Raw genomic sequence first — 24,233 nt, 5'->3', positions numbered from 1 at the left:
CCTAAGATTTCAATTGGTCAGAATCAACGTATTGCAGATAGCCTAAAATTCGTGCTCGAAAGCGAGGCTGAAGTCAGTGATTCGGCATTGTACCATGTTCTTAAAGAAATTGTTGATAATGAAGGCAAGCCGGATGTGGCGTTGAGTTATGGGTTGGACCTAATAAAGCTCTTATCCAATAGCAAGTACAAGTCCAATAGCAAGTACAAACGTCGACTTGGACGGGCGTATGATGATGTTCACCTGATACATCGTCAGCTTGGAAATTTGGAAATTGCATCAAAGTATTATTACAACGCCTTATCTATTTTTCAGGAAATCGGAAGGAAGGACGATTTAGCTGCAAGTTATGCGCAAGAGGCTTCGCTTCTAGTACTTGAAGGACAATACAAGGAAGCTGTATCCGAGTATATCAAAAGCCTGGAAATTTATCAAGAATTGCAGGATACCCTGATGACCAATATTATCAGGATCAATTTGGGTGAAACTTATCGACTCTTCGAACAATTTGATTTCGCAGCGCTATACAGTAAGTTGGCCCTAAGAGAGAACTTTCAGGGAGATGAAATCGTGACCGGTTATGGATCAGGCAACCTGGGCATGGTCTATTACGCCATAAATCAATTGGATTCTGCAAGGGTATTATTAGAAACTTCCATTACCATATTAGAGCCACTTGGTGATGTGTATTCCGTAGTGGTCTACTCTTTTGAGTTGGGGAAGGTGCTCGTGGCTCAAGGGGATCGTTCCGCGGGAGAAGACAAAATGTTGGATGCGTATCAGGTAGCATTAAATGAAGGATTGAAGGAACAGGTACGGGACTTCAGTCAGTATTTGGCCACTTATTATGCGGAACAGGAAGACTATCGGACTGCCTTGAGGTACCAAAAACAGTACGAAGTTTACAAGGACAGCCTGATCAATATCGACAATGTGCGCAATGTAGAGCGGCTGAGGGGGCAGCATGAAGTGGAGCAGCGTGATACGGAAATTGCTTTTCTGAATGAGTTGAACAAAAGCCAACAAAATACCCTCATAGCCATCGGTTCCGGGACGACCATTTTATTCATTTTATTGGCCCTGCTCTATCGCAACAATCAAGAGAAGAAGAAAGCCAATATTACTCTCGCAAGGCGGGAAAAAGAAAAAGGTCTGCTGTTAAGCGAGCTGAATCATCGGACAAAGAATAATCTGAACATGATCTCCAGTTTGTTGAACCTACAGTCTGATGAACTTGGAGATGCTTCAGCAGCGGAGGCGGTTCGGCAAGGACGCTACCGGGTGGACAGTCTGGCCCTGATCCATAAGAAGCTGTACCAGGAAGATTATTCCAGCCTCCAGATGGATCAGTACCTGCTTGAATTGCTGGAGCACCTACAGGAAAGCTTTGACCCGGGGGTTACCATGGATGCCACCATTCTGCCGGAGGCGATGAAGGTGGACCGGGCTATACCTTTGGCGCTGATCGTAAACGAGTTGGTGACCAATGCCTTGAAATACGGCAAGGCGCCCAATGGCAGTTCATTGATTCGGGTTTCACTGGAAGTGGTAGCGGCAAATTACCAACTCTTTATTCGTGATAACGGACCGGGAATGGAAGCTCCGGACGTGGATAATTTGTTGTCTTTTGGATTGAAATTGATTTACTCTCTGGCTGATCAACTCGAGGGAACACTGTATTTTCGAAACGTGAATGGGGCCGAATGGACCCTCACGTTTCCTAAATGAGCGAGAAAGCAAGCATACTTGTCGTAGAAGATGAAGCCATCCTGGGGATGGACATGGTCAACCGGCTGAAGAAAATGGGGTATGAGGTTTTGCCTTTGGCGAAGAACCCCGAGCAGGCTTTAGCGCAACTGGCTGAAAGACAACCTGATCTTCTTATGCTTGATATCCATCTCGGCGACCGTCACATCGACGGGATCGAGCTGGCGACGAAGATCAAACAGCAATACCAGTTACCTTTTATTTTCCTCACCTCCCACGCAGAAGGGGAGTACATTGAAAGGGCCAAAGCCGTCAAGCCCTCTGCGTATATCCTGAAGCCCTTCAAGGACAAAGAAATCAGTATTGCTATCGAAATGGCTCTGGCCAATTTTACAAGGCAGGATCGCGAAACGGTAACCATCAAAGATTCACTTTTTCTCAAAAAAGAAGACCGCTTTGAGCGAGTGAAGTTTCAACAAATATTGTGGCTGGAAGCAGATAGCAACTACACGGAGATCCATACAACAGCTGATACGTTTATCTACTCGGTTGTACTCAAGAAAGTGGAATTGGTATTGCCAAAAGATCAGTTCTATCGCGTTCATCGGAGCTACATCGTCAATAAAGAAAGTATCACAGGGTTTTCCGGGAATATGCTATTGATCGATGACCATAAAATTCCGGTCAGTACGCAATACCGAAACATGGTCTTTGGGTGGTTCAATACGATTTAGTGTGATTTTTATCGTCTTTGCGAGAACGATGCCAATCGGGCGAAGCAATCTTAGACGATGTGATCATTGCTAGCTTCAGTATTCCGTTTGGTTACTTGAAGAGGGGTGTATGTTTAGTAGTCGTCAATCCCCCTTTAGGGGTTAGGGGTGGATAGTGGCTTTAAGTTGCTACTTTGCTGGTCCAATTTACTACTTGGGTTATGATAGCCTTCACTTGCGTTCTCCTTAGGGCAAATTGGATCTAAAGATGAGCATTATCCTTTCTTTTTAAATCCACCCCGAATCAATAATCCTTTTCTAAAGGCGTCGGAAAGTGCTGCAGGTACTTCTGCCTCTGCCTCGATGACGAGTGCACGGGCTTTTTGAACTTGCGCCAGCATTTCCTGCTCAAGGGCCACAGCCTGAGCGCGCTTTTCTTCGGCTTTGGCCTGAGCAATTTCCAGATCCGCTGAGGCCTGATCAATTTGCAACTTGGCACCGATGTTTTGACCGATGTTGATGTCGGCGATATCGATGGACAAGATTTCGTAAGCCGTACCTGCATCCAGTCCACTGGATAAGACCAGTTTGGAGATGTCTTCGGGCTGTTCCAGAACGATTTTGTAATTCGTGGAAGCACCGATCTGGGAGATGATGCCCTGTCCGACGCGGGCTTTGATGGTTTCTTCGCCAGAACCACCCACGAGTTGGGCAATGTTGGTACGTACAGTTACCCGGGCTTCTGCAATGAGCTGAATACCGTCAGCGGATACCCCGGTAATGGCCGGAACGATAATCATGTAGGGGGTGATGGAGATTTGTACCGCTTCCAGTACATTCCTGCCCGCCAGATCGATGGCGGTAGCTTGCTGAAAAGACAAATTGAGATTTGCTTTATCCGCAGCGATAAGGGCTTTGATCACGTTGGTAAGATTGCCTCCGGCCAGATAGTGAGTTTCCAGTTGTTGCGTATTGATTTCTTTGATCCCTGCTTTCGTACCGACGATCAATGAGTTGACGATTAACTTTGGAGGTACTTTACGGAAGCGCATGAACACCAGTTCCAATAAGTTGACCCGAACGCCTGAGAAGATGGCCGTGATCCACAGACTAATTGGGAAAATGTAAAGAAGTAGCCAAATGGCGACTAATGCGATTCCTGCTAAGATCAATAGTTCAACTGGCATATGGTACGATCGTGGTAACTAGATAAGTAAGGCCTGAAGGTACGTCTTATTTCGTTGGAAAGTGGAATTATTTATCGTCTACCCATTGAGTCCATAAGCTTGCTGCGAATCCTCAGCGCGACACCCTGTATTAAATATCCTTATGAGTGGTGCTCTTTAGACGGTCACCCATTTAAATGCTGGGGGTAGATAAAGTAACCCATTCCTAAGGATGAGACACCCCTACGATTAAAGGAACGCATTCAAACAGATGGCATGCACGGATTAATCCGGGGAGTAACAGTAGGAGAGATGACAAAGAAGGATGGAAACGAGTAATTACCACAATTCTTTAATTTCCCTTTTATTCTAGTCCATAAGGCATGAATATTGCATTAACACGACGATGCTAAGGGTACTACTTACATGCTTTTTGTTTTTAGGTCTGTTGTCAGGCTATGGTCAGTCCATCTATACAGGTACTGTCACGGATATCGTGTCGGGTTCGCCGTTGGATGGTATGTCGGTGGATATGGTGCTGGAAGATGGAATAGTTTCCACGGTAACCAACAGAGACGGAAATTTCTTTCTCGAATACAATAACACGGTAGTTGCGTCGGATCAGCCGGTGGTTTTGCGAAATACATTGGCCTGGAGTGAGCAAGAAAACGTGCGGGTTGAGTTATTCGATTTGGGAGGGCGTGTGCTCCGTAGAGAACGAGTAGTTACGGATCGCTATATTATTCCATCGCTAAAACCCGGTATGTTCGTGATGCGAGTGACGGTGAATGGATCGGTCTTTGGCTACAAGGTGGTGTCAAATGGACTGCAGACCTATCTTGTAGACCTAAGGGCACAACACTTCCGGTTTTTAGAATCAAGTGATACACTGATCTTCAACAAAGCAGATTATCTTGAACGGAGAATGGTGGTCCATCAATCGAATGGGCATCAGCACATCAGGATGTTACGGACTTCCTATCAGGACAACCTGGACTTTTTGCCGGAGTTAAGCGATCCGATCGTGTTTGACCTGTTAGGAGGTAACCCGCCCAGGAGCAACCTTTCGGATGTCACGAGTATCAAGTTGATCTATGACATGGACAGAGACCGGATCTACTATCAGAATACGTCCAAATACATTTATCACTTTCAATTTGCTGAGCAGGTACTCGGGTACGATAAGGGACACTTTACATACAACATCACCCAATATCAGGAACATCCCGACAGGAGATACCTGATGGGTAGTGTGAATTATTACCATACGCAGGATCGATATGTCCTTCAATTGGTGACTGCCAATGAGATGAGCTGCAGTCAGTTGAAGACTTTGTTCAATAAGATCAGTGAGACGAGTTATTTCGGGGAAGAATTGACCTTTTTGATGCAGACTGATCGATATGAAACCTGCGACGGAATCCGTAAGATTGATCCGGATGAGTTATTAGAAGGGCAGAATTTTCAGGCCATGAATGCTGGTATCAACTATGGGTATTTGCGTAAAGTACGCCTGGAAGATTTGGAAACCACCTATCTCGGGCGTCGTGATCTTGTCGTGCTGGACGGCATTCCCAACGATATACCAGTAGTGGCCGGGATCATCACTACCGCATATCAAACACCACTAAGCCATATCAATATCCTGAGCCACAGCCGTGGTACACCTAACATGACATTGCGCGATGCTTTTGAAAGTGAACTTGTAAATGAGCTTGAAGGGCAGCTGGTGTACCTGGAAGTGAGGGCCAATGCATTTGAGCTAAGAGCCGCGACCTTTGAAGAGGCAGAACAACATTGGCAGGTGAATGAGCCTCAAGAAACAACTGTATTGGAAAAGAATACGGACTATTCTACATTGATCAGCATGCAAGATGCGGATTTGTCTTTCCTCAACCGAATTGGAGGCAAGGCGGCAAACTTTGGAGAGATTGCCAGTCTGGTGGATTCTCGTGGATTAGCTATGCCTGTACCTGAAGGCAATGCTTTTGCTATTCCTTTTCATTACTATGAAAGACACATGGAAAGATCAGGGATTGATGTCTGGATCAATGATCTCTTGCAAGATGATAGGTTCAATGAGGACCCAGCACACCGCGCTGAAATGCTCAAACAAGTAAGAGACAGCATTCGGGCCTATCCGGTGGAGCCAGGTTTGATCGAAGTAGTGGAAGAAAGAATCAACTTCTTTCAGGACTTTGATGCGTTTCGGTTCCGATCTTCTACAAACGCGGAAGACCTGGAAGGATTTACCGGAGCTGGTTTATACACCTCCAAATCTGCAAAAAAGGATAATCCCAATAAGACGGTGGAAATCGCCATAAGGCAGGTATGGGCAGGTCTTTGGAATTGGCGCGCGTTTGAGGAACGGAGCTATTTTAAGATCGATCACCTGAGTTGCGCGATGGGTGTGTTGGTGCATCGTTCATTCCCCAATGAAAATGCCAATGGGGTGATGATCACCACCAATCTATATAACGACAATGAGGGGTACATCATCAATGTGCAGTTCGGAGAAGAGAGCATTGTCTTCCCGGAACCGGGGGTATTGCACGATCAAATCATTTTGTTCGATGGTTCTATCGATGGTCGTGAACCGTTCATTGTAGAATACCTGAGTTTTTCGAACTTATCTGGTTATACCCGTCCGGTGATGACCGATGAGGAACTGTTTGAACTGGGCCGTTTTGCCAAGTTGATCAAGCGACATTACTTTTTCAATGTACCGAATAACTGCAATTGTAGGTATGAGTCGTTCGGGATGGATCTGGAGTTTAAAATAGATTCGCAAGTCTCGCCGCGAAAAGTATACATCAAACAGGCGCGACCTTATTATCAATATCAACGATGAAAACAACAAAACACATACTATTCTATCTGATGGTTTTGCTTTCGACGGGACTCATCAGTTGTTTCAAAGACGATGACGTATTACAATCAATTATTGTTTCAGGTCTAGAGCTTCATGCAGGCTTCATTACCAATGGGGAACGGATTAGTTGGGTTAGTCCTGCTGCTCCGGATTTAGAAGTATCACTTGCTGATTTTGGTCTGGAAGTAGAAATCACCGAATGGGAAGACGATGGTGCGGACATAAATGGAGCCAATACTTTTCTCTCGGTTAATACCATTGTTGAATTTTCGATCACTTCGGATAGTATCGTCATGGTCACACAGGATTCTATCTTCTTGCCGGGAGAAGACTTGTCGGCTTTGTTCATGACTGACCGAATAGAAAGAGTGACAGGCTTTTTTGGTCAGAGCCGTTTTGAACCAAGGTTTTCTGTTGATTACATGATCGGGAAAAGCCTTAGGATTGATCCGATGATTTTTCAATTGGTTGCCCCCCTGGAACGAGACCTGAACCAGACATTTTTTGTGGCTATTACCATGAATGATGGAGATGAATACTTTTTGCAGTCGAATGGTGTGAGGGTAATCAGGTAAGGGGCTGTAGTTTAAGTAGATTCACAATTTCTTCTACGAAAAGTATATATCAAACAGCAAGTCCTCATTAACAATACCAATGATGAAAACAATAAAGACGAAACTATTCTATTTTTTGATCTCGCTTTCCGCAGGATTGGTGGGTTGCTTAGAATCAGAAGAGGTGGTTCAACCAATTAATGTTACAAGCCTGGAACTAATCGCAGGAGGTATCACAAATGGACAGGGGTCTACTTTTGGAAGTTCCGTGTCTACAAATTTTGAGACTGATCTTTCTAATTTCGGTTTACTTATCTCAGTTGATGATTGGCAAGCGGCAGGCGATGAGGTAGAGGGGGCTAATACCCATGTTTCTGTCAATGAGATCATCGAATTTTCAATTACGTCGGATAGTACAATTTTGGTAACTCAGGATTCGGTTTATGCGCCAGGTGAGGATTTGTCTGACCTTTTTATGACCGATAGGGTTGGTAGTAGCTCTTTCGAGCCCCGATTTACGATGGATCGCATGATTGGAAGTAATCTCGAGTTTGATCCCGTGATCATGCAAATGGTCTGTACGTTGGAACGTAATCTTAATCAATCGTTTACCATTGAAATCACTATGGATGATGGTCAGGAGTTTTCCATACAATCGAATCGTGTCAGGGTGAGTAGGTAGTTGAAAATTCCTCCGGGCCCTAAAAGGGGATTCAGAAATGATCGAATATGAAGTGTGAATTGCAGTTATACAAAACAATGGATCGTCATTCCGGCGATCAAAGAGTAACATGGATGGATCAGACAAATTCATTGATCTGCCGGAATCTCAAGATCGTTTAGCTGCTGCTTTTTTGTTTGAGATTCCGGTACGTCACATTCATCGCATGCGGAGAGATATGATTCTGTTGTGACGACCGGCATGACGGTAAAAAAACTGGTTGCTCAAAATTCGGCATGACAAGCTGAAACCCTGTTATGACATGGATTCACTAACAGGGATTTATGGAGTCATTCTTTAAACGTAAACTGCTTCTCTTTCGCGGCTTGTTTGACAGACTGGAGAATGGCAACTTCCAGGGGATTTTCCACGGACAGATTGTCGTTATAGGCTTTGATATATCGGGATCTTTTCGAGCCTAACTCCTGGATCTGCTTTTGGTACACAGTGCGTGATTGCTTCTTATGCTGGATATACGTTTCTTTTTCTTTCACAGTCATTCCGGTCATTTCTTCGGGAAGCTCGGAATCCTCCAGACTAGACAAGTCAACTTCCTCTTCATCCAGGGCATCCACCAGGTCCCATGTAGCGTTTTTGTAGACGTGCTTGCTTTTGGAAATGGCTCGTCGCACTTTGTTGGCGCTGCTATAAGATTCAGCGTTGCTGTCTTCTTGCAATTGCTGTGCTTTCTTCTGTCTGCCCCGAACACCATAGGCGATATAGGTGTCATTGAGTAGGTTATTCAGACTGTCAATGGAAGCGTCGTAGGGAGTCGCAACATAGACTGTTTTCTGATCCATGTCGATGTTGAGGTAACTGCCACCGCCCAGATTGGCTCCTTTTTTCCAAAGTCCACTGATGCCTTGGTTGTAGGGACCACAAAAGATGGTATTGACTTGAATGTTACTTTGCTGCGCGAGTACGCATTGCTGTTCAAAGGAGATACTACCCTGATCGAATGGTTCATTACCCGCGATGAATACTAGCTTTAGGTCTTCAGGATCATTGCCCCAGTCCAGATCAGTCAGGGAGCGCTTGATAACTGTGCCACAATACTCCGAGCCACCATTGGTTTTCAGTGCAAAAAGTTGGGCAGATATATCATCAAGGTCTGTCGTAAATTTTGTGATCTGACGCACATAGCCGCTGCGCACGCTAAGGTTATCATTGCCGTATTCATAGAGCGAAATATTTAGTTCGGCTTCAGTCCCTCCATGTTCTGCATTGGCGAGTTCATCAACAATGTTCCATAACTGCGATTTGGCCTGATCAATTAAGCCATCCATGCTATTGCTCGTATCGAGTAATAATGCGAGGTAGATCCGTTTTTGTATGTGTTCATTGGTTTTGGGAGCTGAATTGGAGCGCGTTGCATGTGAAGCCAGCGGTTGAAAGATGCACATGATGGCCAATATGCCTATCACTTTCAGGTACTTATGGGGAGTTGAGGTGTTCATGATATCTTTTTTAGTATTATAGACGTATCTAGGGTAGCTGTTGGATCGCACCACTTGATGAACAGGTCACTTGACTCCTTGAAACGACACCCTGACCTCATCGAGACGATTTAACTTAGCGTTACAATGAAAGCGCATACGCTCATATTGCTATTGATGGCTTTTCTGGTCGGACCCTTTTCAGTGGCGCAGAAAAAAGAAGCAGACTATGCTCAGGTCAGGAAGGGACGATCTTTTGATTTTCAGGAAATAGAAAAATTGGCGGATAGTGATCCGATCAGAGCGCTGGATATGTTGGATGCATTGGTTCGTCGTAACTCCAGACTGCTGGATCAATCTTCTCAAATACGTGTGTATGAATTGGCGGGAAAAATCAATTATAACCTTGGTCAGTACCAATTGGCAGTGAACAACTACCGCAAAGCGGTGGAAGCCAATCAGGGCTCGAAGTTGTCTCTAGGTAGTCTTAAGCGAAGGACTGGGTTGTCAGGGAATGTACGGTTCGACTATGCCAGTGCACTATATGCCAATCAGCAATACGGAGAGGCGATGCGGTATGCCAATGAGTATGTGTCGGGAATGAATGACCCTAAATCAAAAATCAATGGTTTACTACTGTCTGCTAATGTCCTGATCGATTCCGGAGCGGTAGCAGGAGCATTTGAATTCCTGGATAAGGCGCAAGCATGGCTGGATAATATTGAGGATGCGGAATTGCAATTGGAATTGGAGCTGGCTCTAGGTAGGGCCAGAGAACAAGCCATTCAATTGGACTCCTCGTTGTTCAATTACCAGAATGCCCTGGAATTGTCGGATTCACTTAATTTGGAACAGCGTAGCGAAGATATTACCAATTCCATTGGTCGTGTCTATCAGAATCAAAACGACCCGGAAGCAGAATTATCCTTCAAGCAAAGCCGCCGTGCCCGAAGTATCGCCACTAATAACAGAGCGAGACAAAATACCCTCGATCTTGACATTGCGTCGATCTACCTGGATTTGGATCAGGCCGAAGAGGCCATTCCTTATTTGCAGGAAAGCGTGGAATTGTCCGAAGAAGAGGGAAACCTTGAGACCAACATCGCGGCTAGAAAATCATTGTCAGATGTGTATGCTGCTTCCGGAGATTATAATCGGGCGTTGGATAATTATCGTAGCTATACCCAATTGGTGGATAAGCTCTATCAGAACAAGGAAAGAGAAATTGCCTTGAGCGCGCAGGTTCAGCGTGATTTGTTTGAAAGGCAACAGACCATCAATTCTCTTGAAAAGGACCGGCAATTGTACGAGAATGAAATAGCCATTCTGGAGCAAGAACGTACTTTTCAGGCAGAATCCTTGTCGTTTCAGCGGCGATCTATCTATGGGCTCAGCTTGTCACTGTTGACGATACTGGGGATTTCATTGCTGTTGTATCGTTCCAATCGAAAGAAGAACTTATCGAATCAATTGCTAGCATTGAAGTCACTCAGGAGCCAGATGAATCCGCATTTTATATTCAATGCGCTCAATTCCGTTAACAGTTTTATTTCTATGAATGATGTTCGTGAGGCCAATCGCTACCTGTCGGACTTTTCTAGATTGATGCGCATTGTGATGGAAAACTCCCAGAAGGAATTTATCCCTCTGGAGGAAGAGTTGGAGGTGTTGAAACTTTATCTGAAGCTGGAGCATTACCGATTTCAGGATCAGTTTCAATATGAATTGCAGATTGATGATGGACTGGATTCGCAAGACTTGCAGCTACCACCGATGTTGGCCCAACCATACATTGAAAATGCCATCTGGCATGGTCTTAGGTACAAGGAAGAAAAGGGCCATTTGTACGTTGAAATGGTGCATGGCAAAGAGGAACTGACGATTACTATCAAAGACGATGGCATTGGAAGAGCACGGTCACGAGCACTAAAAACAACGAATCAAAAGAAAAATACCTCGACAGGAATGAAAAATACGCAGGAACGGATCGATCTGCTGAATGCTACTTATGGTAGCGACATTCGGGTGCTGGTAAAAGACCTGGAAGAAGGGACGGAAGTGACGATCCATTTACCAAAGAAATTGCTTACATGATGCTAAAAACGCTGATCGTAGACGATGAACAGGCGAGCAGAACGACCCTGAGAAATTTCTTGCAAGCGTATTGCCCTCAGGTAAAAGTGCTGGGAGAAGCGGCAAACATTGCTGAAGCCAAAGTTCAGATAGAAACGCATGTGCCTGATCTGGTATTTCTGGATGTTGAAATGCCGTACGGTAATGGCTTTGATTTGCTGGAGTCCATGGAAACTGTGGGTTTTAAGGTGGTATTTGTGACCGCCTTCAGTCACTATGCCTTGCGGGCGATCCAGTATAGTGCAGCGCATTACATCCTGAAACCGGTAGATATTGATGAGCTTATTGAAGCAGTAAAGCGGGTGACCGAAGAAGCAGATACTTATCCCGATAGTACACAAGTACTTCTGGCCAACATCAAAACAACGCAGAAGCAGAAAACGAAAGTTGTCCTACCGATCATTAATGGGTTTGAAGTGGTAGAAGCGGAGGAAATTGTCTTTTGTCAGGCGGAGGAGAATTTTACAAGGTTTTATTTGGAATCAGGTCGTGAGGTGCTGATTTGTCGTACGTTGAAGTACTATCAGGAAGTACTCGAGCCACTTGATTTTTTACGCATTCACAAGTCTTATCTGATCAATTTGCATCATGTGCGTAAATACAGAAAAGGAAGAGGTGGAGATGTGACCATGGCGAATGGTATGGAATTGCCAGTATCTCCTGCGCAGAAAGATGAACTAATGCGGTATTATATGGGGAGTTAGAAGTTGGAGGTGATATAAAATTCCCCTGACCTCCCTTAACAATGCTCTTAAGTTAAGGTTGAAATTTTAATTTACAGAAGTCATTCCAGAAATGGAATCTTTGGAAATCGGTAATCAACATAACATTTTTAGCAAAGACTCCCCTGGCCGTCCGCGGAAGCGGAGTGACCGTAACTTAAGAGCATTGGACCTCTCTCAAGAGGGGAGGATTTCAATACAAATACCAATCAATGCCCCATTCAGTGCCGGGGATGTTAGCGATGATGACCAGATTGCCTTTAACGATCCAAACCCAGATATCAGGAAAACCTGGGTTAGCGAAACGCCACTCGTTGGTTTCTCCCGTCTGTTTGTTGAGGAAATTTGGTTCGCCAAATAGGGTCAAAGCCTTATTTCGAGCTACTTCCTGGCTACCATAGGCGATTGCGATTTCATAAAGAGGCTGATGGTCCAGCTGATTGTCGATGAAATACATGATGCCTTCTATACTGTCCGTAGGATGCTCATGGAAGTACGTCCACCGGTACACATCGGAAGTGTCTTTGGTCATAAGACCGAGCTCCACTGCTTTTTGGAAATTGTCCAAAGGCATGCCAAAGAAAATGCCTTGGGGAATCTCCCAGGGGACAACAGCGGTGAGTTGTGGTTGAGCCGAAAGATAGATAGGGAACGTTACTGCAATTCCGAGCAGAATTTGTTTAAGTCTATTCATGGCGGTGAATTGTATAGGGAAGATACTAATAGCATTTTAAGATTGGAAGCAGGTACATAGGTCAAAGGCATCATCCGGAGTTCTGAGCCACAACTTCTAGTATACGAGCTGATAGAAGAGCTGATGCACCAACTTTAGTTTTGGAACATCTGTCTTGTGTTTCTACTGGTTGATCGAATACATTGGTAGCTTAACCTGCTATGAAGTAGTGTTGTATCATGAAGGAATTCTCAGGCTTGTCCACGAACATGGAGGATTTTGTTGATCTAAAGTATCAACTGATGTTATTGGATTGGGAAGGGCATGTGCTGGAGTCGAACAACCGACTTTTCACAGTGGCCAAGGATAAATTTCAATTATTCGAAGAGGAAGTGTTTGTGGGGATGCAACCTTATTTCGAAACGTTGGAGGAAGAAGATCCCTTTAAATGGGATTGTATAGAGACTGGTTTTTGTGGGCGTCACTCCATCTATGACTTTTCCGTTCAGGTGACCAGCTTTCAGGGGAATCGTGCCTATGTACTGACGGTATACGATCTGGAAGACGTGTATAACAAAGTGGTTGGATTACGGTATGAACGTAATGAAGCACTGGCGCTATCTGGGCAATTGAAAGTGGCCTATACCAAGCTAGAGGAGGCGTACGAACAACAAAGGGAAACCAACCGAAAATTGCAGGAAATGCAGTTGGAGGTACTCTATCAGGAGAAAATGGCTTCTGTGGGTCAACTGGCTACAGGTATGGCACATGAAATCAATAATCCCTTGAATTACATACTCAATGGCATGGTGGTCCTACAGGACACAATGGACCAGGAGCTAAATACGGAACAAACGGCTTTGGGCAACCGTGAGAAATTTGATCAGGTGATAGCAGTGATCGAACAAGGTGCAAAAAGAATTCAGGAAGTTGTTCGGGAATTGCAAGTGTTCAACAATTTTGGGAGCTCGGAGCGCAAGTGGGTGAATATCCATGATAACCTGAATCAGGTTGTCGAACTATTAATGCCTCAAATGGAAACGTCTGTTAAGGTGACCAAAAACTACGACCATTCTTTTGATATGGTGCGCTGTATTCCAAGGAAGATCAATCAGGTTTTTTTGAATCTGCTGACCAATGCTTCTTCATTTATCCCACCAGAAAGGAAGGGCATAATAGAAATACGCACCGAATGGGACGAATACTGGTTGGAAATCAGCTTCAAGGACAATGGGGCCGGAATTCCACCCGAAATTCAAAAGCAGGTGTTTGATCCTTTCTTTTCCACCAAGGCAACAGGTTCGGGCAAGGGGCTAGGCCTGGCAGTGAGCTACAAAATTGTAGAAGAACATGGCGGAAAGTTGATGTTTGACAGCATGGAAAAGGAAACAATTTTCCGTGTGATATTGCCATTAGGGGATGATGAGTCCTGATCAGTACTGCAAAGTGGTCATTCAATGGGCTACAAACCAATGTCGTTTAGTTAAGGCTCGTCACTGCGAGCATGCGAAGCAGTCTGTTTCATGTTTGTGCTCTAAAAGTGTATTTGAGATTGCTTCATTCTTCGCAATGACGATATTCTTCTCTTAACTAAACGATATTGGACTACAAATTACTAAATCGTTGAGTCGGTGTTACCCAAAATCGAGGCGAAATGGGGAGCCATTCTACCAATCAGGTTGAGGGAAATCAACCACTAAACAATGAAGATTTAGAGCGGTTGAAAAAGGCAATGAAAGATTTGCAATGCCAGGAGGTTACACTGCACTTTTCTTAGATAATATGTAATTATTACTGGTATTTATTGGCAGAATGAGAAGGAATCGGAATCGGTTGCAAACATGAAAATGGTAAACGTTTTCCATAGGTCTTTATTGCGAATATGGAATAGTATTTAGTTTAAAATTGAATGAAATATAAAAATATAGATATATCGTTAATTATTTCATATTAAAATGATCTTTTCTTTGTGAGTGTCGTGTTTATGTATTGAAATTTGCATCAACAATTAATAATTGATCAACAATTATGAGAACAATGGTTAAACTCATGGCGACACTTTTAATAGTTTTAAGTGTTACCACTTCTAATGCCAATGCTACACTCGATTCACTATATGTGGAGCCACAGTGTAAGTTATTCTCGGTAGACGATCGTCAATTCCGTATGATCTATGCGGCTGCTGCCCAGCAGAACATCCAACTTCAATTAAAGGATCATGAAGGCAGATTGCTTTACAAATCCAACGTTTCCTCGGAAGGATTTGCGAAGGATTTTGATCTGTCGTTTTTGCCAGATGGTGATTACACGTTTGTGTTGAAGTCCGGAGATTATAAGTACGAGGAATCTGTATCAGTATCGCAAGCTGCTGCACAGACTGCCGCACAAGCGCGATTCCAGGCTTCTCAACTGATGCTGGTTGGAGTTGAAGGGGATGCTTATGCACTTGTTGGTACCAACCAATCCGGAGCGAAGCTTGCCTATTCACTCAACGATGATCAGGGTAATGCACTGTATACCGGGACGTATGCCAGCAAGGAGGAGATCAAGGATCTGTTCACTTTCCGCAACGTACAGGGTGATGTGACATTGCAGTTCTTCCTGGAGGGTAATCTGGTAGATGAGCGAGTACTCGCATTGAAATAAGCACTTTAGTAAATACATAGATAGTTTGGAAAGCTCGTCTCAGGACGGGCTTTTTTTATGCTTGATGAATTAGTTGGTTGCTTTGAATACACCCAAAATGGTTCACCAGAACGAGGCAGGTTCCTTGTTAAATGTAGAAACCAAATTACTATCAACTCAATCACTAATGATCAGTGATGAATCATATTCCTCCAAGTGAATTCGGTTTGATCACGAATGCTTTCATTCAAGTCTTCGCTCTCGGTACCATTTACTGAATAGGACCATTAATCCTCCTGTCAATGCGACTAAGGCACCAAGTTTGGGATGATTGGAAATAGAGGTCATGCCTGAAATGACAAAAGTCAATCCGACAATAGAAAGGTATTTTACGTGTTTTGCGTTCATGATGCTATGCTTCAGAGGTAGGAGAGTCGAGTTCTGCCAGGCAGCGTTCCAGTTCAGTAAGATGTGTTCCGTACTTGGCTCGTTGACCAGATTTGGCAATGAGATGAAGGATCGGTATGCTGAAAGCAGTGATAACTGTAAGGCTTAGCATGCGAATGTCCCAGATAAATCCCGTGTCCCAGTATAGCTGAATGTAGGTGATCCAACATACAATGATGGGAGCCCCAATGGAATCGCTGAGGATACTGGCCCTCATTACACTTCGAATGCGAAGAATGGTGTCTGTTAGTGCTTCCCGGATATTACTCGCCGATGTTTCCAGGGCTCGAAGTTTGAGGAACTGTTGTCGGTTGAACCAGGCAACAACAAGTACGAAGAACGACATGAAGATCAACATGGTAAATAGCGTGTGATTTGAAATGTGTTCGCTTAAAAAGGATGGCCCTTCTTCTTTCATGAAAAGCATCACTAAACTTAAAACCAGGGATAGTGTGCCAACAGTTGATGCCGCGCGTGCTTTATTTCGAACCTTTATGGTGGCACTGGAAATGAAGGATTTAGATCTCATTGTGATCATTTCGTGGATTTTGGATGCGTGTACCGAGCGTTGATTTTCCTCGCCGGAAAGTCGTTTCCAGTGTGATTTTAGTTCGTCAAGCTCCATGATAACTGGTTTTGGATATTTTACTGAGTTTGGTTTTGATCCGGTTCATTTTTACCCGCACATAGTTTTGACTGATACCCACAATGGCCGCTATCTCTTCATTGTCCTTCTCTTCCAGATATAACATAACGATGGCTTTGTCGATGGGGCTTAGTTGTTCTAAAGCCTGATGAAACCATTGCAGTTTTTCTTCAAACTGATCTTCCTCTGGCATTTCCGGAAATTCGGGGACCTGGGCTAATGTTCCGGTACGATCTGGTCGACGTTTATAAACCCGCAGGTTTTGGATGGCCACATTAAGGCTGACCCTGTATAACCATGTTGAGAATTTGGACCTGCCCTGAAAGGAAGGGTAGGATTTCCATAATTGGATCAGGATTTCCTGAAACAGGTCCTGCCTTTCATGGGTGTCAGAAGCATACATCTGACAGATGCGGTGGATAATGCCTTGGGACTTAATTATTTGGTCCAGGAATGGTTGTTCCAGTGATTTATGGTTCAATTCGATCTGAGCTTCTGTTCTTCATTGTTAGGTTAGTTGAAGAAAAACACAAGAATTACACTTTTCAGTAAAAAGTTAATGAAAGTTGGAATGTCTATCAATCTGTAGTGCTTGTCGCATGGCAAATGCCTTAATGCTTATGGCCAAAATAATCGCGGATTCAGAGCATGATCACGGCTGCTAATGCATCACAAACGTCAATATCGAGATCGCAACTACTCCCAGTATGCCGATGATTACACCGACTAGTCTAAAGTCTTTAATCGATAGCACACCGGAAGAATAGACCACTGAATTAGGTGGTGTGGAAATAGGGAGAAGCAGGGCTGTACTACAAGACAAACCGACAATGACACTTGCTTCTATCGGATGGTTGGGCAACATCAATGATACCAGCGGTATGATGATCCCGGCGGTGGCGGTATTACTCATCAGATTGGAGAGACCAGAGGTGGCCAACCCGAGCAATAACAACACAAGAAAGGGTTGATCAAATTGCGGGAATAGCTCGATAAAAAGTGTTGCCAATGCTGATTTTCGTATCACATCTCCGAGGATCAGGCCTCCAACAATTAGAATCAAGGTATCCCAGGGAACATTGCGCATGTCCTTAGCTCCAAGGATTCCGGTGACGGTGAGGACGATGATCGGGATAAAGGCGATTACCGGAACTGGAATGCCGTGCGCTCCGGAACTCATCCAAAGTAATACGGTCACGAAAAAAGTGATGGTCACGATTCGGAATGTAGAACTTCTTGTATCTGGTTGTTCTTGCCTGACTTCTACGTGATCTTCTGAGCTAGGATAAAATTTCAATAAGAGTATCCAGCCTAAAAGGAGTAACAGTAGACTTATGGGAACGCCTACTAGCATCCATTCGGTGAATGTGATCGTGATACCTTGTTCGGCGAGGTTACCCACTGCGATGGCATTAGGTGCGGATCCAATGATGGTACCCATACCGGATACTGTTGCAGCAATAGCAATGCCGAGCAGCAATCCCTTCCTATACGGATTTTTTGATTGAAGTTTAGCAACTACTGGTGATACAATAGAGAGCATCATCACGGCTGTAGCGGTATTGGAGATGAACATGCTCAATACACCCGTAGTGATCATTACTCCGAATAGCACCCATTGAGGTTTAGTTCCAAAGAAGGAAAGGACCATCCTTGAAAAATATCGATCAAACCCTGTCTTGTGTGCCCCTTCAGCAAGAATGAACCCACCCAGAAACAACCACATCACAGTGCTGCTCCATTGTGCCGTGTATTCTTTCCATTCCGGATTGATGGTTGTGGGATTGAAGTCGTCGAGGAGGTAAATGGAAAATCCCAGGACCAGAAAACTGACTGCAAAAGACGGGATGGCTTCAGTGATCCAAAGCAGAGAAGCGAGAATCAGAATAAAAAGCCCGTTGGATTGCTGAGGCATCATACTCGGATCGATGAGCATTCGGGAAACGGCGAATGCCACCAATACAGAACCCAGGAAGAAAGTCAGCTTTTTCTTCAATGGCCATCTTTCTTTCAAATAGTGACTTAAGGCAAATATCCTGGAATCAGCCATGTGATTTTTGCTGCAATGATAGCCCTGGAATTGTCAACGAAACTGATATTGTTCCGGTTTTGAAACTGATTTATATCAGGGAATACGAATGCCTTTCTACAGGGGAAAATGAAATTAAGACAATGATAATTTTAGGTAGGAATTGTGGGTGTTTATCAGGAAATATTCAATGACCAACAGAAAGACTTTTGATCAATTAATCATCCCTTCTCCTGCGCTTCTTCCTGTGCTCGTCACCGACCTTGTCGAGGGTTTCGAGGAATTTCTGTCGTTGCTCAGGGGTAAATAGGGTGAAGATAGCCTGGGTATGATCGAAGTACTTTTGTTCCCTGACTTGATGCAGACTGTCCAGTTGCATGAGTAGTTTCCTGGCTTCAGTTTCCTGATCTACAGCAAGTGATTCGCTGATCCTCTTTTTGGTTTCGAATATGGCTTTGCTAAGCTGCCAAAATTCCTTCTTGTGGGTATTATGCAGCTTTTCGTAAGCTTCCTTTTGAGCATCGTCAAGGCCAAGATGTCTTGACATCCTACGTTCGAAATGTTCTCTGCGGTCGCCTTCACGTCGGTCTCCGGCTCTTCTTCGGTGATGATGCTCATCGCCATCAAAGAAAATGACACCTAGTAATACAATGTTGAGTACTAGCATCGCAATCGTAAGAATGGTCAGGCTTTTTGTTTGCTTACTCATAGCTACTTTCATAAATGTCCGAAGCGTCCAGGTACTGGTCGACTACCTGTGCCGTGAATTGGTCTGTTTGAGGAGCAGTGGTAGTCCCACGATTTAAAAGGGTAATGACATTCACCATGGCCATGAGGATCATGGCTGCGATGCCATATTTAAGGTACCGAAGCCATTCATCTCCCTTGGATGACTCTTCCCATCGGGCCATTACTTTCGACTTGAAATCCGGACCGGGTTGTGCGGGTTTTAATCCCTCAAGGCTATTGAGGGTCGCTTCGATTTCTTCATTCAGAGGCTTCATAGTACGCTTTTAATATCTTCTTCAAATTACTTTTGGCACGGTGCAGCAATGATTCCACAGATGCCACGCTTTTATCCAATACTTTGGCGATTTCTTCATAACTCAGGCCATCAACTTTGTGCAAAGTAAAAGCTGCCTGTTGGTGTTCGGCCAATTGCTCAATGGCATCAAACAAAATGGCGCTTCTTTCCTTTTGTTCCAGCACAACACCCGGATGATAAAATCGTTCACTTCCCACTTCCATTTCCTGCGAAATGCTCATGGTATCTCCTTTCCGCTTTTGCCGATTGTTTTTGCGAATGGCTTCCAGGGATTTATTGACTGCAATCCGATACAACCATGTTTTCAGATTTGCTTCCCCTCGGAACTTATCAATCGACCGAAATGCCTCCATAAATACCTCCTGAGCCATATCCTCCGCATCTTCTGCATTTTTAAGGAATCCCAGACAGGTATTATAAACCAATCCCTGATATTGATCTACAAGTGCACCAAAGTCAGGGGCGATGCTATGGGTAGGTCCTGTCTCCGTCACCCGGGGCAATTCAATTGATGTCGCATGCGCAAAGGCCATTTATTAACGTCGAGTTAAAGCTAATTTATTGAGTGGCAAAACTTGCTATGGATGTTTGACTTTGATCCCGCTTTTCAAAAGTGTAATGGGAGAACAAGTCATGATGAATCAGGACCCCCCACCGCTGAGAAGCCCCGATAACGACCTAAACTACATACCTCTTTTTCCTGCTGGCCCTCGTCTTAATTTCATTTTGTCAAACTTCAACTTCTGCTCTTCATCCAAAATGGTCCGTACTTCAATGCGATGAGCAATTTGCGCTTTCAATAAGGCGGTTTGCAACCCTCCAATCTCATCCGTCAACTTGCTGACCTCTTGCTCGCTGGGATCGTCATTAGCTACCAGATTACTCAACTCCACCATCTTCAACTTCAGCGTCTGCTGGTCACTTTTGATCGCCTTTTCGTGCGCAATGCGCATCATCTTCATCTGATCCTTCTGCGCATCAGTAAGATTAAGCATGGCTATGCCTCTTTCACGCAAATGACCACTTCGTTCACCTCGGGCTCTGTTGCGCTGACGCTCAGTTCTTTCACCCCGGTCTCTATTGCGCTGACGCTCACTTCTTTCTCTGTTGTGCTCACGCTCATAACCACTTCTGCTTTCGCCCTCGTCAGATTGCGCAATGGCACCAAGTGTACATACACCAATCAATAAGATTAAAAATGTCTTTTTCATACCTAATTCCGTTTGTGGACGTCTGTCCGTTTTATTCTGAGTTACTATAGGCTTAGATGTTGCTTGTCAAAAAAACTTGCGGTGGTATGAAAAAAAGATGTAAGGGTGGGGTGAAGCTATTTGATTCTCCTCAGAGTTATTCTCTGAAAACTCTGAGGTACATTGATAAAGATTTAATTATAGGTGTCAGGTAGTCATGCGGACTTGACCTCTCCTCAGCGTCATTCTCTGAAGATGCTGAGGACACATCGATATGGAACTACTCTTTCCTCAAAATATCTGCCGGATTTTGAATGATTGCCAACCGGATGTGCCAACCTATGGTCAGCAGGCCAATGAGCAAGACCATGATCAGACCGGACATGATTTCTACCGGACCAATATTGGTACGATAGGCAAACTCATTCAGCACATAAGTAATGACCAGGTAGTAGGTAAGTGGGATTGCAACCAAACCTGAAAAGAGCATAAGCCCTATGAATCCTTTAGATAACAGGGTAGAGAGGTTGCCAATACCTGCTCCCAGCACCTTTCGAATACTTATCTCTTTCATACGGCTCTCGGTGTTGAATACCGCCATTCCCAATAACCCAAACGAGGAAATGGAAATTGCCAGTAGCGCCAGAAAGGATGTGATTTCATAGGTCGCGCGGTATTGTGAATAGTTTTGAGCCAGCTGATCATCATAAAACTTAGCTTGAAATGGATGCAGCGGGTCGATCTTTTCATAAATGTCCGCCAGCTTGTTAATGGTGGCCAATACTTCCACACCCTGGATTTTCACGTTCAGAAACCACTTTTTGCTACGGTAATACTTGCTTCTGGCTTTTTGCATAAATACCATCGGTTCGCTGTTCATTTGATTGAGTGGGACTTTTACAAAATCCTTCACCACGCCTATGATCCGCATTTTAACATCTTCATCGCGCTGGTGCCATACTTGCCGGCCGATGGATTCTTCCGGGGATCCTAAATTGAGGGCTTTCAAAAATTGCTCATCGACGACCACATAGTTGAGACCTTGTCCTTCTTTTAGAGAAGTGGTAAAGCCCGATCCTGCAATGATTTCAAGGCCATGCATGGGAAGGTAATTTCCATCGATGTTATTGAGCATGAAAGTGATCGTATCGCTGCGATCTAATGCAATGGCAAACCCCCCACGACCAGTTAACCCAATCAAACCTGATGAACGAGAAGTTTCCATTACCTCAGGAAGTTTGTCGAACTCGTTAGTTAACAGGTCGAGGTACTGTTCATCAACCTCCATCTGAATGATGTTTTCAGTTTCAAAACCAAGGTCATAGTCCATGACATATTGATATTGTTTGTGAACGACCACCGCAAACATTATCAGGCCGATGGCCAATGTGAATTGAAAAACACTCAGCACTTTTCGTAGACTCATTCCGGTAAAGACCTTCACGCGAGACACTTCACCGAATAAAGCATTGGCTTTAAGTTTTGACAAGAGGAGGGCAGGCAATAATCCTGCGGCTACTCCAATAATTAGGGCAAATGCGATGAAGTAAAGGAGTGCAGGGCCAGTGATGTCTAGCGAAAACATGGGGTGGCTACTGGTTGTGGGATTGCCCAATTCCAGAAATCGCGGTTTGATCAGTATGAAAAGTAAAAAACCAATGATGAGCGCAATCAAGGACATGATGACCGCTTCTGTAATGAATTGGCTGAAGATCTGAAAGCGTCCTGCACCATTGACTTTACGAACACCAATCTCCTTAAATCGTCTCAGCGCTCTCGCAAAAGACAGGTTAGTATAATTGAAGCATGCGGATAATAACACGACCAAAGTGAGCCCGGCCATGATGTAAATCTTACTTTGAGCAAAAGTGGGGCCTGGTAAATTGCGATAACTCGGATCGGTCACAAAGGTGCTCAGAGGCTGTAGGCTGTGTGTGAAATTAGTATCGTCCCATCTGGCGTTGAAGGTTTCCATGAAACCTTCCATTGCTGCTTCGATGTTTGCAAAGTCTGCTCGTTCGCTGAGCACGAGGTAGACATAACTCGACCAGCAATCTTCCGGGTCATTTTTAAAGCCTCTTCGACGCGGGACAGGGCTGTTTTCCACGGTTTTCATCGCAGCCAGGACATCAAAGTCGATGTGTGAATTGACGGGTGGGTCAGCTATGACACCAGTAATGATCCCTGTTTGAAAATCCTGATTTCCTTCAACTGTCATGGTCTTTCCGAGTGGGTTTTCCTCTCCAAAAAGTTTATTGGCTGTCGACTGAGTGAGCACTATACTGCCCGGATTGGAGAGTGCACTAGCTGGATTCCCTTTTAGAAGTTCGAATGAAAAAACCTCAAAAAAAGAGGCTGTCGCGTAATAGCCTTTCACGGCAATGGCATGTTCATCTATTTTGAGGTCTGCGGTCAGGTCGTTTCGTAAAACGAGTACTTTTTCTACACCAGCCACGCCTTCCTGCAGTTGCTGTCCAATGTAATAGGAGGAAGTACCTACTTTGAAACCCCTGCTACCTTCCACTTTCGTGGTAACCCGGTAAAGATGGTCTTTATGTTCATGGAATTGATCAAACGAATAGAGCTCTGAGAGAAATATGATCATCAATAAGCCGACGGACATGCTAATGGCGAGCCCAACGATATTGATGCCCGAAAACCAGGCATTTTTCCTGATGCTTCGGAAAGAAGTCTTGATGTGATTTTTGAACATACCATAGTTGTTAAGATGTGTCTGACCTTCCAGCTTTTTCATGGCAAAAGGCTGTAAGAAGCAAAGAACATTCCAGAGAAACAGCCAATTGGCCCTGTGTTGACCAACATGTTTCACCCGCCGTTCATACAACTCTAATAGGTCGCCGAGTACTGCGTCTAATAGCTCTTCTTTGCAGATCCATGTGAAGAAGTGGATGATCCATTGCGGAGGTTGATTTTGTTTCATAGCGTCCCCTTGTCCCACACCACATTGGGAATTTGTTGCCACATGTTGTTCCGAAGTTCTTTGGTGTGTTTCAGTGCGGCCTGTCCGGACCCGGTCAGCACGTAGAGTTTCTTTGCTCTTCCGCCCCGGGATTCGGTAGCGCCACCCATGTGAGACTTCAAATATCCCTTCTCTTCCAATCGCACCAGCGACTTATGTACCGCGCTGATCGTTACGTTCCTTCCAGTCTGTTTTTCCAATTCATCGGTAATGCCCAGTCCGTAAGCATCATCGGAGAGTATGCCTACAGTCAGTAAGACCAGTTCTTCAAATTCGCCTAAATGTGTTCCTTTCATACGATTAGTTTCACCTTTGCCTATTTTGGGAGCAAAATAAAATCCCGAAGTGGGATCTTATTAGTTTCTACTTTGTCTAGTAACGTGCTGAAAACAGAAATGTTCAATAAAACCAGAAAATTTCTAGCATGCTTGATTGTTATGGGTAACAAACGGCCTCATTTCAAAAGCGTGATCAAGACATGCGCTTTTAATCGATACTTGTTTAATCAAAGTCGCTTTTGGCCACTTACATAAAACCTTGCGGTTGCTCCGTTGGAAATTATCAATTAACATAA

At 44.4% G+C, this 24,233-nt stretch carries 22 protein-coding genes; 9 read left to right on the top strand and 13 right to left on the bottom strand.

Going from position 1 to position 24,233, the window contains the following annotated elements:
* The first annotated feature begins 51 nt into the window (after window positions 1-51).
* Window positions 52-1,728, top strand: coding sequence for a histidine kinase dimerization/phosphoacceptor domain -containing protein (locus R8G66_09730; protein ID MDW3192637.1), 1,677 nt, complete (start codon window positions 52-54; stop codon window positions 1,726-1,728).
* The gene (locus R8G66_09725; GenBank protein ID MDW3192636.1) at window positions 1,725-2,441 is read left to right on the top strand and encodes a response regulator; all 717 of its coding nucleotides are present in this window, start codon (window positions 1,725-1,727) and stop codon (window positions 2,439-2,441) included. Before R8G66_09730 ends, R8G66_09725 begins: the two co-directional genes overlap by 4 nt.
* Before the next feature lie 254 nt (window positions 2,442-2,695).
* Here R8G66_09725 and floA read toward each other — a convergent pair whose 3' ends face one another.
* A complete protein-coding gene (gene floA / locus R8G66_09720) occupies window positions 2,696-3,607 on the bottom strand; it encodes a flotillin-like protein FloA (protein MDW3192635.1) in 912 nt (303 codons plus the stop codon).
* Between the two features lie 385 nt (window positions 3,608-3,992).
* Here floA and R8G66_09715 point away from each other — a divergent pair, with 385 nt between their 5' ends.
* The 3 genes from R8G66_09715 (at window position 3,993) to R8G66_09705 (ending at window position 7,694) form a co-directional block, all read left to right on the top strand.
* Entirely contained in the window at window positions 3,993-6,437 is a 2,445-nt protein-coding gene (locus tag R8G66_09715; GenBank protein ID MDW3192634.1) for a PEP/pyruvate-binding domain-containing protein, read from the top strand.
* Window positions 6,434-7,033: a hypothetical protein gene (locus R8G66_09710; protein ID MDW3192633.1), complete on the top strand. Its 600-nt coding sequence runs from the start codon at window positions 6,434-6,436 to the stop codon at window positions 7,031-7,033. The genes R8G66_09715 and R8G66_09710 overlap by 4 nt, the downstream gene beginning before the upstream one ends.
* Window positions 7,034-7,112: 79 nt before the next feature.
* Window positions 7,113-7,694, top strand: a complete 582-nt coding sequence (locus tag R8G66_09705) for a hypothetical protein (protein ID MDW3192632.1) — start codon at window positions 7,113-7,115, stop codon at window positions 7,692-7,694.
* A 329-nt stretch (window positions 7,695-8,023) separates the two neighbouring features.
* Here the strand turns inward: R8G66_09705 and R8G66_09700 are convergent, their stop codons facing one another.
* Window positions 8,024-9,190, bottom strand: a complete 1,167-nt coding sequence (locus R8G66_09700) for a hypothetical protein (protein ID MDW3192631.1) — start codon at window positions 9,188-9,190, stop codon at window positions 8,024-8,026.
* Between the two features lie 126 nt (window positions 9,191-9,316).
* Here R8G66_09700 and R8G66_09695 point away from each other — a divergent pair, with 126 nt between their 5' ends.
* Both R8G66_09695 and R8G66_09690 read left to right on the top strand, forming a co-directional pair.
* The gene (locus tag R8G66_09695) at window positions 9,317-11,263 is read left to right on the top strand and encodes a histidine kinase (GenBank protein ID MDW3192630.1); all 1,947 of its coding nucleotides are present in this window, start codon (window positions 9,317-9,319) and stop codon (window positions 11,261-11,263) included.
* Window positions 11,260-12,006, top strand: coding sequence for a LytTR family DNA-binding domain-containing protein (locus R8G66_09690; protein ID MDW3192629.1), 747 nt, complete (start codon window positions 11,260-11,262; stop codon window positions 12,004-12,006). The genes R8G66_09695 and R8G66_09690 overlap by 4 nt, the downstream gene beginning before the upstream one ends.
* A 211-nt stretch (window positions 12,007-12,217) precedes the next feature.
* On the opposite strand, the gene R8G66_09685 is transcribed toward R8G66_09690, so the two are convergent.
* Entirely contained in the window at window positions 12,218-12,718 is a 501-nt protein-coding gene (locus R8G66_09685) for a hypothetical protein (GenBank protein ID MDW3192628.1), read from the bottom strand.
* 218 nt (window positions 12,719-12,936) lie between these two features.
* On the opposite strand from R8G66_09685, the gene R8G66_09680 reads away from it, so the two are divergent.
* Entirely contained in the window at window positions 12,937-14,130 is a 1,194-nt protein-coding gene (locus R8G66_09680; GenBank protein MDW3192627.1) for an ATP-binding protein, read from the top strand.
* 616 nt (window positions 14,131-14,746) lie between these two features.
* Window positions 14,747-15,343 carry a hypothetical protein gene (locus R8G66_09675; protein MDW3192626.1) on the top strand — a complete coding sequence of 199 codons (597 nt, stop codon included), beginning with the start codon at window positions 14,747-14,749 and terminating at the stop codon, window positions 15,341-15,343.
* 222 nt (window positions 15,344-15,565) lie between these two features.
* Here the strand turns inward: R8G66_09675 and R8G66_09670 are convergent, their stop codons facing one another.
* The 10 genes from R8G66_09670 to R8G66_09625 all read right to left on the bottom strand — a co-directional run bounded on the left by R8G66_09670 (window position 15,566) and on the right by R8G66_09625 (window position 23,955).
* Entirely contained in the window at window positions 15,566-15,730 is a 165-nt protein-coding gene (locus R8G66_09670) for a hypothetical protein (protein ID MDW3192625.1), read from the bottom strand.
* A gap of 4 nt (window positions 15,731-15,734) precedes the next feature.
* A complete protein-coding gene (locus R8G66_09665) occupies window positions 15,735-16,394 on the bottom strand; it encodes a hypothetical protein (GenBank protein MDW3192624.1) in 660 nt (219 codons plus the stop codon).
* Entirely contained in the window at window positions 16,384-16,896 is a 513-nt protein-coding gene (locus R8G66_09660; protein MDW3192623.1) for a sigma-70 family RNA polymerase sigma factor, read from the bottom strand. Before R8G66_09660 ends, R8G66_09665 begins: the two co-directional genes overlap by 11 nt.
* 180 nt (window positions 16,897-17,076) lie before the next feature.
* The gene (locus R8G66_09655) at window positions 17,077-18,465 is read right to left on the bottom strand and encodes a DASS family sodium-coupled anion symporter (GenBank protein MDW3192622.1); all 1,389 of its coding nucleotides are present in this window, start codon (window positions 18,463-18,465) and stop codon (window positions 17,077-17,079) included.
* Between the two features lie 196 nt (window positions 18,466-18,661).
* A complete protein-coding gene (locus R8G66_09650; protein ID MDW3192621.1) occupies window positions 18,662-19,153 on the bottom strand; it encodes a periplasmic heavy metal sensor in 492 nt (163 codons plus the stop codon).
* Window positions 19,146-19,448 (bottom strand): hypothetical protein, encoded by a 303-nt coding sequence (locus tag R8G66_09645; GenBank protein MDW3192620.1) that lies wholly within the window; start codon window positions 19,446-19,448, stop codon window positions 19,146-19,148. Before R8G66_09645 ends, R8G66_09650 begins: the two co-directional genes overlap by 8 nt.
* The gene (locus tag R8G66_09640) at window positions 19,432-20,022 is read right to left on the bottom strand and encodes an RNA polymerase sigma factor (protein ID MDW3192619.1); all 591 of its coding nucleotides are present in this window, start codon (window positions 20,020-20,022) and stop codon (window positions 19,432-19,434) included. Before R8G66_09640 ends, R8G66_09645 begins: the two co-directional genes overlap by 17 nt.
* 150 nt (window positions 20,023-20,172) lie before the next feature.
* Window positions 20,173-20,700: a periplasmic heavy metal sensor gene (locus R8G66_09635; GenBank protein MDW3192618.1), complete on the bottom strand. Its 528-nt coding sequence runs from the start codon at window positions 20,698-20,700 to the stop codon at window positions 20,173-20,175.
* A gap of 259 nt (window positions 20,701-20,959) precedes the next feature.
* Window positions 20,960-23,620 carry an ABC transporter permease gene (locus tag R8G66_09630; GenBank protein MDW3192617.1) on the bottom strand — a complete coding sequence of 887 codons (2,661 nt, stop codon included), beginning with the start codon at window positions 23,618-23,620 and terminating at the stop codon, window positions 20,960-20,962.
* Window positions 23,617-23,955, bottom strand: a complete 339-nt coding sequence (locus R8G66_09625; protein ID MDW3192616.1) for a PadR family transcriptional regulator — start codon at window positions 23,953-23,955, stop codon at window positions 23,617-23,619. The genes R8G66_09630 and R8G66_09625 overlap by 4 nt, the downstream gene beginning before the upstream one ends.
* Window positions 23,956-24,233: the final 278 nt, after the last annotated feature.

The organism is Cytophagales bacterium (assembly GCA_033344775.1).
In the GTDB taxonomy this organism is placed as follows: domain Bacteria; phylum Bacteroidota; class Bacteroidia; order Cytophagales; family Cyclobacteriaceae; genus JAWPMT01.
The sequence above is the reverse complement of the archived record's forward strand: the minus strand, read 5'-3'. Positions and strand labels throughout refer to the sequence as shown.